The 13021-nt window shown below is 49.7% G+C and carries 9 protein-coding genes; 5 read left to right on the top strand and 4 right to left on the bottom strand.

Translation table 11 applies throughout. From position 1 onward, the window contains the following. Positions 1 to 675, top strand: a 675-nt coding sequence (locus tag PHW04_18170; GenBank protein MDD2717817.1) for a tetratricopeptide repeat protein, incomplete at its 5' end; no start/stop codon positions are given. Positions 676 to 718: 43 nt separating this feature from the next. Here the strand turns inward: PHW04_18170 and mnmG are convergent. Both mnmG and PHW04_18160 read right to left on the bottom strand, forming a co-directional pair. Then, entirely contained in the window at positions 719 to 2587 is a 1869-nt protein-coding gene (gene mnmG, locus PHW04_18165; GenBank protein MDD2717816.1) for a tRNA uridine-5-carboxymethylaminomethyl(34) synthesis enzyme MnmG, read from the bottom strand. A 43-nt stretch (positions 2588 to 2630) separates the two neighbouring features. After that, complete coding sequence (locus PHW04_18160; protein MDD2717815.1) at positions 2631 to 3299, bottom strand: NYN domain-containing protein; 669 nt, start codon at positions 3297 to 3299, stop codon at positions 2631 to 2633. A 103-nt stretch (positions 3300 to 3402) separates the two neighbouring features. Here PHW04_18160 and PHW04_18155 point away from each other — a divergent pair, with 103 nt between their 5' ends. The 3 genes from PHW04_18155 to PHW04_18145 all read left to right on the top strand — a co-directional run bounded on the left by PHW04_18155 (position 3403) and on the right by PHW04_18145 (position 6562). Then, entirely contained in the window at positions 3403 to 4986 is a 1584-nt protein-coding gene (locus PHW04_18155) for an NAD(P)H-hydrate dehydratase (protein ID MDD2717814.1), read from the top strand. Next, positions 4982 to 5743 (top strand): MBL fold metallo-hydrolase, encoded by a 762-nt coding sequence (locus tag PHW04_18150; GenBank protein MDD2717813.1) that lies wholly within the window; start codon positions 4982 to 4984, stop codon positions 5741 to 5743. The genes PHW04_18155 and PHW04_18150 overlap by 5 nt, the downstream gene beginning before the upstream one ends. A gap of 141 nt (positions 5744 to 5884) precedes the next feature. Beyond that, positions 5885 to 6562 (top strand): hypothetical protein, encoded by a 678-nt coding sequence (locus tag PHW04_18145; GenBank protein MDD2717812.1) that lies wholly within the window; start codon positions 5885 to 5887, stop codon positions 6560 to 6562. Here the strand turns inward: PHW04_18145 and PHW04_18140 are convergent. Next, positions 6552 to 7781 (bottom strand): hypothetical protein, encoded by a 1230-nt coding sequence (locus PHW04_18140; protein MDD2717811.1) that lies wholly within the window; start codon positions 7779 to 7781, stop codon positions 6552 to 6554. The two genes, PHW04_18145 and PHW04_18140, sit on opposite strands and share 11 nt — an antisense overlap. Before the next feature lie 61 nt (positions 7782 to 7842). Further along, positions 7843 to 11097 carry a transcription-repair coupling factor gene (mfd, locus tag PHW04_18135; GenBank protein MDD2717810.1) on the bottom strand — a complete coding sequence of 1085 codons (3255 nt, stop codon included), beginning with the start codon at positions 11095 to 11097 and terminating at the stop codon, positions 7843 to 7845. A gap of 84 nt (positions 11098 to 11181) precedes the next feature. Between mfd and PHW04_18130 the strand changes: the two genes are divergently transcribed. After that, positions 11182 to 12891, top strand: a complete 1710-nt coding sequence (locus PHW04_18130; GenBank protein ID MDD2717809.1) for an alpha-amylase family glycosyl hydrolase — start codon at positions 11182 to 11184, stop codon at positions 12889 to 12891. Positions 12892 to 13021: the final 130 nt, after the last annotated feature.

The following is a 13021-nucleotide window of genomic DNA, read 5'->3' as shown; positions in this document are numbered from 1 at the left end:
GCTGATTGCCTTGAATCGGAATCGGAAAAACAATTCCAGGACGGAGTCAGCCTCTACAGAGACAAAAAATATCCGGAAGCAGCCAAGGCGTTCCAGGGAATAGCGGATAGACTCCGCGACCCTGATATCTATTACAATCTTGGGAATGCCTATTTCAAGTCAGGCAGGCTCGGCTCAGCGATACAATATTATGAAAAGTCCCTCCGGATCCGATATGACAAAGATGCCAGATCCAACCTCGACTACGCCATTTCCAGCACAAAAGACAAAATCCATACCGAAGAAACCCTTTTGGAAAAATATCTGCTCAGACTCAATCCCGACCTGTTCTTCAATCTTTCCACCTTGCTTTTAATGTTTGTGGGGTCCCTTACAGCTCTGAGGGTTTGGAAAAAAACCGTTCCGCTGGCCTTGATTCTCACACTTGGGGTTTTCACTCTGATCCTTTTCAGTACAAGCGCGGCAGGCTATCTGACGCGTAATCAGGAGCTGGCTGTGATCCTTAACGACCAGCAGGGAGTGTTCGTCGGACCATCGCTGGAAGAGGCTGTCTCCTTCAAACTCAATGAAGGCGCCAGAGTCAAGGTGATTGAACATCAGGAAAACTGGCTGAGGATCTCCCTGCCGAACGGTCTTTCAGGCTGGATCGAAGCTCAGGCGGCGGGCTTGATCTAAACAACAGGATAGGAGTCTGGTCGTTCCCGATTTCAAGCCCAAATCACGACCTGACCTCATCATTCCAATTTTTCAGATACCGCATCAAAACCGTTATGTCTGACGGAGTGACTCCCTGTAATCTCGCGGCCTGACCCAGATTCGAGGGTCTGATTGTGGAAAGCCTTTCCCTGGCCTCGTTCCTGAGACCCTGGATTGCCTGATAATCCAGATTTATCAGCCTGACACGCTCCAGATTGCGGAAACGCTCGATCTCAGCTTGATGCCGCTTCCAGTAGCCGGAATAAACAGCTTCGGTCTTGACAGTCTGGAAATTCCCGGTGAATCCTCCGGGATATCCCAGTTTTTCAAGCCTTATCAGATCAATTTCCGGCCTGCCAAGCATCTCGATCCCGTTCACGGATTTTTTGAGGGTGGCGGACCCGAATCCGGTCAACAGCTCATTTGTGGCTTTATCAGGGAAAAAATGGAAGCTCTTCAATTTCCGCAGATTCGCAAGCACTGAAATCCATTTTTCACGCACCCGCTGATACTCAGTAAGAGAGAGCAATCCAAGCCTGCAGCCGATCTTGGAAAGCCGCCTGTTGGCATTGTCCACCCTTAGTTTCAGCCTGAATTCGACACGCGCTGTATACATTCTGTAAGGCTCGTAAAAGACTTTGGTGATCAGATCATCGATCAGGACTCCGATATAGGCCTGATCGCGCATCAGATGAAACGGTTCCTTCCCGGTAGAATGCAGAGCGGCGTTGATGCCTGCCATGATCCCCTGAGCAGCGGCTTCTTCGTATCCGGAAGTCCCATTGATCTGCCCTGCAAAGAAAAGTCCGGAAATTTTCTTTGATTCAAGAGTAAGCGTCAATTCAGACGGTTCCAGGGCGTCATATTCAATTCCGTAACCGAATCTGGTCACTTTCACACCTGAAAAACCGGGTAAAGTCTTGAGAAGTTTTTCCTGCACTTCAGGTGGAGTGGCGCTGGTCACGCCCTGGATATACATTTCATTACTCTGATATCCTTCAGGCTCCACAAACACCTGGTGCACGCTTTTTTCCGGAAATTTCATGATCTTCCTGTCGATTGAAGGACAGTGACGAGGACCGGTGTTTACGATGTTGCCTATCACCAGCGGCGAGGTATGGATGTTTTCGCGCAAAACGCCCGCTGTTTTTTCATTGGTGAAAGTGAGAAAACTTGGCAGCTGTTCACGCTCGGGAAGCCTGAGAAAAAATGATACTTCAGGATGCGGAGTCTCGCCGGGCAGCGGCTGGAACGCCGAATAATCCAGACTGGCTCTATCCACCCGGCAGGGTGTAGCCGTCTGCAGACGTCTCAATGAAAAACCATTTTTCTGCAGCCAGTTTCCCAGCGCAAAGCTGGCTGGCTGGCCGTGGGGTCCTCCGGCGTATCGCCTGGGGCCTACCACCAGAAAGCTGCGCAGATATGTGCCTGTACATAAAATTACGGCTGAAGACCTGTATTCTAGACCTGTCCTGACTGTGACCCCGGCGACTCTGCCGTCTTCGACCAGAATCGAATCCACTTCGGCCTGCTTGAGATCCAGGTTTTTCTGCCCCTCCAGTACCTGCCGCATGTTTTTCCGGTACATTTCCTTGTCGATCTGGGCGCGAAATGACTGGACTGCGCTGCCCTTGGAAGAATTCAGGGTACGCACCTGAACATAGGACCTCTCCGTATTCCGCCCGATCTCTCCTCCCAGCGCGTCGATCTCTGCGATCAGGTGACCTTTGCCCGGCCCTCCCATCGAGGGATTGCAGGGCGCGAGCGCCAGGTTTTCCAGATTCAATGATAAAAGCAGGGTGGAAATACCCATCCTGGCCGAGGCGAGGGCAGCTTCGCATCCGGCGTGCCCGCCGCCCACTATGATCACCTGGTAATAAAAAGTCTTCATTGCAGAATTATCCGTTCAGGGATGATCAGACTGTTCCGAATAATCAGTCCAGTTCCAGAGAATTTTTCCCGATCAGACCGCCGAACTTCTTCACCCGCAGAATGTCTGCATGTTTTTTCAGAATCTGGGAAGGCTGGAATGAAGACCCCTCGATACTGGGAAGGATCACCTGAATCCCATAGATTCTCGCGCATTTCAGCGCAGGCTTGATGTCTGTGTCGAATGAGAAAACCATGATCCTGTCGATCAGCTTGAGGTAAGCAAGATGCGCAATATCCAGGCCGAGCAGCATGTCCACGCCTTTCTGGACCATGTCCAGCGATCCGTCTTCGTCCAGACCTACAATCTTGATGCTTCCAAGCCGGAGGGCGAAAAATTCTTCTGCAGCCATGCTCTCGTTGAACGCGGTGATTCTCTCGTAATATTTCTGGTAATCCCCTTCCTTGAATGCCTTCCTTGATTTCTGGGAGAATTTTTTCCTCCCCTCAAGTTCGTCCAGCACTTTCTTCAGGTCAGGGAGCGGCATCAGCTGCGCGGTATAGACGAAAATCCTGTAGAGTTCTTCATCAGCATCCAGAAAATTTCTGAAGAATCCAAGCAATTTTTTCGAATCATTGTAATCAAAAAAATCCCTCCTCGCTTTTCTGGCATGGAAGGACAAGCTTTTGCGGAAATTGTCCCAGTCAACTATGATCGCTACTTTTTTTCCCATCTGGTCTCCTGTTTTTTTGTTTCAATAATAAACCAGATTCCCTTATGCTACAAATCATGGAATCCGGCAGAGCATTGAAAGCTGTGTCGGGTTGAATTATACTGTGAGCATCAAGAACCGGAAGGACACCATGTTCGAACTTGTCAGCGCCGACACAATGCGCGAAATCGATAAAACAGCCTCCGAGAAATTCGGAATTCCTTCGCTGATCCTAATGGAAAATGCGGGCCACGAGCTTTTCATTCTTTTAAAGGAAAAACTGCCCCCAGCCTCAGGACGCGAGCTTCTCTTCCTCTGCGGATCCGGCAATAACGGCGGGGACGGCCTGGCTTGCGCAAGAATCGCATCGCACAACGGATATCCTGCCGGGGTGATCATGACCGGAAACCCTGACAAGCTGAGCCCGGACTGCCGCACAAACCTTGAAATATTCGAGAAATCCTTTCCCGGAAAGCTTTTCTGGGTCAAAAGCCTCAGCGAAGAAATGCTCGTCACCCATTTCAGACAAGCTTCCTGCATCTTTGACGCTGTATTCGGCACCGGTTTCAAGGGTGAACTGCCTGACTGCGTCAGAAAACTGAATCGTCTCGCCGCCTCCACTCACTCCCTGAAAATTGCGGTGGACGTACCAAGCGGAATCTGTGCTACCAGCGGAAATGCGGCAGAGGACAGCTTCTGCGCTGATTACACCCTGGCTCTCGGATTCGCAAAACCAGGGCTTTTCCTTTCTCCTGCTCTTGACTATGCCGGGGAAATCTATCTCGGCATCATCGGCATCCCGAAGGCAGCATTGGACGATTTCACCATCGACACTCATCTCCTGAGCCGCAAGGATGTTCCAAAATTACTGCGCAAACGCTTGAAAAACAGCCATAAGGGTGATTACGGAAAGCTGTTAATAGTGGCGGGCTCAAAGGGCATGTATGGTGCCCCTCTTTTTTCCTCGCAAGGCGCCCTGAGGGTGGGAACCGGCCTGGTCACTCTGGCCGTTCCAGCTGAAATCGAAACACTGGTTGCAGCGAAAGACCCTGAAATAATCACATTTGCTTTAGCACAGGATTCTGACGGCGGTATTTCATCATCCCAGGAACTGGGACTTTCCAGATTCGACGTTCTGCTGATCGGCCCTGGACTGGGCACCCTGCCTACGACCAGGGATTTCATCAGGAAAACCTGCGAAAACTTCCAGGGAACTATGCTGATCGATGCTGACGGTGTGAATGCACTTGATCCGGAATTTCTCTCAAAAATCTCCTCTGGGAAACCAGTTGTTTTTACGCCCCATCTTGGAGAATTAAGCCGTTTCAGTCACACCGATCCCGCTGAAATCAGGAAAGACCTCTTGAAATTCTACCGTGATTTCGCAATGAACCATCACTGTCACATTGTCGGCAAAGGCCCCAACCCATTCCTCACCACTCCTGACGGACGGACGATTTTCACCAGGGTCGGGAATCCGGGGATGGCGGTTGGCGGGATGGGCGATCTGATGGCCGGAATCATCGCAGGCTTCATTGCTGAGGGTGGAACTGAACGGACTCTATCAGACTCGGCTCTGCTCGGTATTTATTTTCATGGATTTCTGGGGGATCTGACCGTGAAATCCACAGGACAGGCTCCGCTTACCCCTACCTCCATGCTGTCACATTTGAACGAAGCCTATCTGGAGTTGCAGAATCGGAATTGATCGACAAAACCTTTTCGCGAGTTTTGCAAGCGGCAGCAGCGGCAACTGTTTCCTTTTCCAATCCGGCGGAGTCTGCGGATTGATCGACGCCGGCATCAGCCTGCGCAGGATCGAAGGCTCGCTCGAGCAATTCGGACTTAAACTTTCTGATGTTCAGTTTGTCCTGATTACCCACGAGCATTCGGATCATATCTCCGGATTGATGCAAATGCTCAAAAAAGCCAGGCCTCTGCTTTTCGTTCCCAGGCAAATCTTCAAATTCATGGAAAGCGAATATCCGATAGCAGAAATGAAGGCCGTACAGTATCATTCCCCTTTTAAATTCGAAAGTCTGGAGATCACAGGATTCAATCTGCTCCATGATTCCACGGTCTGTTATGGGTACAGGATCGACTCCCCTGAATTTTCTCTCGGTTACGCGACAGACCTTGGTCAGCCCAGCATCAACGCCACTCATTACCTTAACCAGGTAAACTATCTGGTATTGGAGAGTAATTATGACCACAGGATGCTCCTGACCGGAAAGTATCCTGAATTTCTCAAGCGCAGGATACTTTCTCCTTACGGACACCTGGACAATGAGATCGCTGTCGGTTTCCTGAAAAAGGTAATTCATCCTGAACTCAAGAAAGTCATGCTGGCGCATCTTTCCAAAGAAAACAATGATCCGGAAATTGTGCGCTCCAAGTTTTCCAAGAATTTTTCCGGGCTGGAAATCATAGTGGCTGCCCGGAACACTGTCACAAGGATGTTTTAGCATGCGTATCACCAGAAAACGTGACTCTTTTCAGATTTTTTCAGACAACGCTCGCAGCGCATCACCCAGCTGCACAATGCCCTGGGAAGAAGCCAGTGCTTTTCTTGGAATGATGCTGAAAGCGGTCGACAAATACCAAAAATGAGCCCTCCGCATCGGGAAGACATCAAGCCTCCGGGAGTGATACTGGCTTTCGATAAAGCCTTTGAAGGCAGAATCCTGCTGCGCCCGAACGGCACGGTCAGGCTATACTGGACGCCGCTTGAGGATGAAATGCCGATGGAGGAATTAAAGAATCAGACAGAAATCTTCAACAAGCTCTATCACAAATGCTCTGAAGTGGTGAAACTGCCGATCACCACATTCGTGGAAAAAGTCAGCCGCCTCTATTTCATGAGCGGAGTGATCAGCTTCCTCTTCTGCATTTTATTCTTAAGCTTAGGTTTTGCCTTTCTTGCTTTCGCCATGAATGACAGCATCCTGCCGGTATTGCAGTGTTTCCTCGTCTCGTTCTGCTATTTCATGATATTCGTGCATGCCCAGCGGAAACACCTGGGAACAGCCAAATCGGATTTCAGCCGCGATTTCAAGCTCCTGGCAGAACCCCTGGTCTATTTCCTGTCGCATACGGACCGCAAAATAGTGGAATTCTTCGTGATCCTGTTTCTGATTTTTTTCATGATGGGTGTGACATTTTCAAAATGCATCCCGCCGATCATGGAATTCTGGAGACACCATTTCGGGGAAGGAAATGAACTGCTGAAATCCGGGCTGGATCAATTGCGAATCAGCGAATTTATAGCCACCCTTAGAATATAAGATCCGTGGAAATTCCAGATACTTTCTGGGCTACCCCGAATTCATCATAGATCCGCTTGTAATCAAACTTCAACTGGGCATTTTTAGCTATTTTATAAGTCACTGCACCGATGATGGCCACATTGCGTTTATCGAAACCGAAGTTGGCAAGATAAGCGTCTTTGTCGTCATATGAGATAGAGCAGTCGGTATCGGTTACAGGCAGATTCTTCAATTTAAGTTCAGAAAAGAAATGCAGGCCCTGCCCGGATTTCGTGAACTGCTCAAGGCTAGATCGCCACTGCACTGCGTTGTCGAGCAGCTTGAGCAGGGTGGAATAATAGAATCCGCCGAATTTTCCGGACTGCTTGAGAGCCTTGAGATCATTGAATTTGCGGCGGGAGTCCAGTTCATAGAACTCATTGAAATAACTTGGAGCGAAATCCGCATCGTAGTACCGGTATTCGGCAGCCAGTTCCAGGATCGGCATCTCCCACTTGGCCCCGCTGGACACACCGAATCCGTAATCCAGGATCTTGGCCGCGTTTTCGTAAACGTAGAAACCGCTGTGTGCCTTCTTGTAAAGCGGAGAGATCAGATCAGCGGCAAAAAAATGCAGACTTCCCGAGGAATCGTTGTTGCGTTCTGGATCTTTGTCGCGGATGTAAGAAAAACCCACGTTCACTCCGTCCAGCGGCACGAAGTAAAGGCGCATCCCGAACAGCCTGGAAGCATCGATATCATTAACAAAAATTTCCATCCCGTCTTCATAGGGAAAATTCAGGCCAAGATCGAGTCCGACCTTTCTTTTCTGGATGGGGTAAGTGATGACATTGGAATAACGGTTGACCACAAAGCCGCTGCCGAAAGTCACTTCTCTGAGTTCACCGGCCCGGAAGAAAATGGAGTCGGTCTTGTCGTTGAAGTAGAGATAGTCGATCTTATCTATGACGTCGTTCCAGCCGTTCCACTCATCAGCATAGAGCTTGTTGTTTTCGTCGAGATGGAGCCTGAAATCAAGCCCCAGCCAGATCTTACGCATATGGAATCTCGGCTTGATCCGGTACTCGTACCAGATCTTCCTGTTCAGCCCGTTCTCCTGGTCCAGAGTGATTGCTCCATACCCGAGCAGCAACCTGTCGGCATCCGGCAGGTCCTGCGGTGCGGAAGCGGTCTTGTCGCTGAAGGCGCAGGCAATCCCGGATAACATTATTATTGCTAGAAAAATATAGAATTTCATCTCATGCCTCCTAGTCAATTACCTATCGGCTGTGAGACTGGAAAAATTTATCTGTGCGGATTTATGAAAGCAGCTCTAAAATCTGGCTGACCAGGTCCAGGATCTCTTTCTTTTCCTTACCTTTTTTTTTCACAGACAGCGCGGGATTAGCACCAGGCAGGAATCTGGCTTCAGGTGATTCGCTCAGATACTGTTTCAGATTTTCCAGGTTGATCCTGGCATCAGGCAGAAAATTGAATCTCAGCACATCCCCATCCACCATGATCTCTCTGATACCCAGGGCATAGCAGTAACATTTGTATTCAGCAACCCTGAACAGCATCAGGAGCGGGAATGGGATTTCACCGAAACGGTCGCGGCATTCACTGTTGATCAACTTCAGTTCGGTAAGCTTGCGGCAGATGGCGATTTTTTTGTAGATTTCGATTTTCTGCTCGGAATCGGTGATGTAATTGTCAGGGATAAAAGCGTTCAGATGAAGATTAATCGATACTTCAGGAAATTTTTCCAGCCTGGTTCCCTTCAGCTCACAGACTGCTTCGCGCAGCATGGTGGTGTACATTTCAAGCCCGACTGCTTCCATGTTCCCGCTCTGCTCACTTCCCAGCAGGTTTCCTGCCCCGCGGATTTCCAGGTCCTGCATGGCAATCTTGAATCCAGACCCGAGTGCGGTGTGTGTTGCAATCGCCTTCAGTCTGTCTCTCGCTTCCGGGGTCAGCCTTTCTTCCTCGTATAGTATATATGCATAAGCCTGCCTGTCGGAACGCCCGATCCTTCCCCTCAGCTGATACAACTGAGAAAGGCCAAATTCATGGGCATTGTCAACGATCAATGTATTGGCATTGGGAAAATCAATGCCTGACTCGATGATGGTGGTAGCGACCAGCACATCGTACTTGTGCTGCCAGAAGTCCAGCAGCAGGTTTTCCAGCTCTTCCTTGGGGATCTGGCCGTGTCCGACTCTGATCCTGGCTTCAGGTACTTCCCTCTGCAACTGCTCCGCGAAAGAATAGATAGTCTGAACTTTGTTGTGCACCGCAAACACCTGTCCATTCCTTTCCAGTTCCCTCCTGATCGCTTCGCGCATGACCGCAGGATTCTTCTTCTGCAGATAGGTGTTGACGGACTTGCGATTCGGAGGAGGAGTGGTGATCATGCTGATGTCCAGCAATCCGGACAGGGACATATTGAGAGTTCTTGGAATCGGAGTTGCAGTCAGCGTAAGAGTGTCGACCGTTTCCCTGAATTTTTTGAGCATTTCCTTGTGTTTGACCCCGAAACGCTGTTCCTCATCTATGATCAGCAGACCGAGATCGGAAAATTGCACATCTTTCTGCAGAAGTTTGTGCGTTCCAATCACCAGATCGACTTTCCCTTCTGCCAGGCCAGTGAGAATTTCTGCGGCGACCTTTCTGTCAGTCAGACGGCTTAATATTCCAAGCTTGAGCGGATACTTGGCCAGACGTTCTGAAAACACCCGGAAATGCTGGAGGCAGAGGATTGTGGTTGGAGCGAGCAGGGCCACCTGCTTTCCCTCGATTGCAGCCTTGAATGCAGCACGCAGGGCCACCTCGGTCTTGCCGAAACCAACGTCACCGCAGATCAGGCGGTCCATGGGCTTACCATTTTCCATGTCCAGTTTGACTTCTGTAATCGACCTGAGCTGATCATCGGTTTCAGGATAGGGAAACTCTGCTTCCATCTGCTCCTGTTCCATGGTATCTGAAGAAAATGCGTAGCCTTTTTTTGTGGATCTCAATGCATACAGACGGATCAGCTCCTTGGCAAACTTGTCGGCTGCCTCCTGGGCTTTTTTCCTTGCCTTGGAAAACCTCGCGCCTCCAAGTTTGTCTAAAGTTACCAGGGTACTGCCTATATATCTCTGAATCGAGAGGATGTTTTCAACGGGAATATAGAGTTTGTCATTGCCTGCGTACTCTATGATCAGCATATCTTTCTTCTCGCCTCCGACGTCCATCAATGTCGCACCGTGGTATCTGCCTATTCCATGGTTGATGTGGACAACCAGATCCCCTTCCTTGATTTCGCTGAAATGTGAAATCGGTGAGTAATCCACTTTATCCGGGGAATAGAATTTTTCCAGCCTGGCTCCGAAAATTTCACTTTCTGTGATCAGGGCGAATTTTGCCTCTTCGCAGCTAAAACCTTCGTCCAGCTCTCCGATCAGGAGATGACTGAAATTCCCCTTGACCTCGTTGATGTTTTCCACTTCCCTGACCGCGATTTTCTGTTGTGACAGCAGATCATGGATCCTGAGCTTCTGATTCCTGGTGCGGGCTGTGACAGTCAGGCAGAAGCCCCGGCGGAGCAGCGACCTGATGTCTTTGGCCAGAAAGTCCAGCTTGCCCCGGTAGTTGGTCCCGGACTGATATTGAGCACTTGTCTGAAAAGATCCCTCGATTCCCAGTGTGGCGAGCCTGGTGCTGTCCTCTATTTCAGACAGTTTCCTCAGCGTCTGTTCAGGCAGGAAGAACTGCCTGGAAAAATATTGTTTTTTCCTGTTTTCCTCGCACCACTCTGAGACAAGGGATTTCTGTTCATCAGGTTCAAGCACGAACAGCTGTTCAGGCTTGAAAAATGAAAAAAAATCTGCCGGTGAAAACAGCAGATCGTAATTCTGAGTCAAATACAGGCTCTGATCCTCCCTGGCCTCCGGGTTTTCAAGAATCCGGCTGATTTTTTCCCTTGACCCTAAAGCTTCGCTCAAAGGAAACACCAAGGCCTGGGTCACTTCGGAACGGGAAAGCTGTGTTGCCGGATCAAACAGGATGATTTTTTCAATCTCGTCGTCGAACAGGTCGATCCTCAAAGGGGAGAGGAACGGCGGATAGAAATCCAGGATCTCGCCGCGGACCGCGAATTCTCCCGGTTCCTCCACCTTTTCCCTTCTTGTATAGCCCATGATCGGGAGAAGTTCCAGTATTTTCTCCCTTGAAATTCTCTGCCCTTTTTTGAAGGAAAAGAGGTAATTGCCAAGCACGTGCTGAGGAACAACACGCCGCAGCAGGGACTTGAGGCTCCCTACCACCACGAAGTTCCTGCCTTTTTCCAGGAAAAGCCTGCTCAGGGAGAACAGGCGGCGGTAGTTGTTTTCCAGATAAGAAAGATCCTCTTCAGCCAGATTCTGGAAATGTGGAAATTCAAGAATCTCGCGGCCTGAAAAAAAAGACAGTTCAGATGACATCCGCGTAATATCCCTGTCAGGTACCAGGATCAGGGACTGACAATCCCGGAGATCGCGGCTGATCTGAAATGCGGCTGCTGTATGATTCAATCCTGTATAGATATTTCCCATCGAACGAATTGTACCACGCCCCTTTTCACTTGCCAAACCCCATCTTTTGTATATAATATAATCAGAGGGGGGAGGGGGAGAATTATGCATCTCAAATCATTTTCGATTTTCATAATACTGTTCCTCTCAGTCAACCTGTCGGCTGGCATACTCAATTCCCAGAAAAAACTGGGTGCCTGCGCCGCATCAGACGGCACTGTTGCCTTTGCATTGTTCGCACCCGGAAAAACCTCGGTCAGCGTTGTGGGAGATTTCAACAGCTGGAACAAGACAGCCAATCCCTGCTCCATAGACGGAGACGGCATCTGGTCGTGCTCGATAAAAATGGATTCCGGAGAATACCGTTACAAATACCTTGTTGACGGCACTCTTTACATTGGCGATCCATATGCCCGGGAAGTGGACTGGAACAGTACCGGAGCGAATTCAGTGCTCAAGGTGGGTGGATTCGGATACAGCTGGGGTGACTCTTTCTACGACGCCCCTGCCATGAATGACCTGATCATTTACGAAACCCATATCGGTGACTTCAGCCAGTCAGGCACATACCGCGGCATGGCTGCAAAGCTCCCCTATCTGAAATCCCTCGGCATCAATGCCATCGAACTGATGCCGATCATGGAATTTCCCGGCGACATCAGCTGGGGTTACAATCCCTGTTTCTTTTTTGCCCCTGAAACCGCTTACGGCAACCCCGAAGACCTGAAATCTCTCATCGATCAGTCCCATCAGAACGGCATCGCAGTGATTCTGGACGTGGTGTTCAACCATGTCCACCACGAGTCACCGCTCAACCAGCTCTACAATTACAATAAGAATCCATACATGTCCACTGACGGAAACCCCTGGGGATTCCCGGACCTCAACCACTGGGCTGACTGCACCAAGCGTTTCACCAAAGATGTGGTGGAATTCTGGATGAAGGAATACCACATCGACGGTTTCCGTTATGACTACACGATCGGAATCGGCTACGACGGATACAATGGAGTCAGCTATTTTTCCTGGGCAGCCAGGCAGTTCAAGAACAATGTCTATCAGATCGCCGAACACCTTCCGCAGGACCCGCACCTGGTCCAGACCACGAATATAAATTCAGAATGGCATGATACGTTCCACGACCAGATGAAGGCCAATCTGCGCGAAGGCACATATTCAGGCAGCAATTACTGGGGCGACCTGGACAAAACCCAGAAAGCCCTTAATTTCGCTGCAGACGGTTTTTCCGACAATGCCCAGTGCATAAATTACACTGAATCCCACGACGAAGAACGGGTGATTTACGAAGCTCTGACCAATTCCAGTATCGACTACAACCTGGCAGTCCAGAAATCCAGGCTGGCTGCGATCGCCATTTTCACCGCAGCCGGCATCCCCATGCTCTATCAGGGCCAGGAATGGGGCGAAGACACCCGCAAGACGATCGACCCGAACAAGATCCACTGGGACAAACTGAATTCAGACACAGGCAAAAGCCTCTGCTGGATGTATGCAGTCATGATCAAACTCAGGAAGGACCATCCAGCCCTCAGATACAACAATTACGAACTGATGCGCAATTACAGCGACAAGAAAGTCACAATCTTCAAGCGCTGGGACACGAACGGCGACATAGTGGTGGTTGTGCTCAATTTCAGCAATGACACCCAGTATGTGGACATACCTTTCCCGAACAACGGCAAATGGTATGAACGGATCTACAATTTCGCTGCCGACGTCTCAGGCAACACGCTCTCCAATCACGATATCCCTGCCTCCTCAGGAAAGGTTTTCTGCCTCAAGAAAACCTGGTAAACAATGATCCTAAAACTCGACATCCACGATCCACGGAAAGAGTTCCTGTTCGAACTCGACTTCCAACTTTCACTCACTACTGAGGAACGATTCCGCATGATGAGTGGAAATTCCAGAAAAATGCTTGAAA

The sequence above is a fragment of the Candidatus Wallbacteria bacterium genome (assembly GCA_028687545.1).
In the GTDB taxonomy this organism is placed as follows: domain Bacteria; phylum Muiribacteriota; class JAQTZZ01; order JAQTZZ01; family JAQTZZ01; genus JAQTZZ01.
The sequence above is the reverse complement of the archived record's forward strand: the minus strand, read 5'-3'. Positions and strand labels throughout refer to the sequence as shown.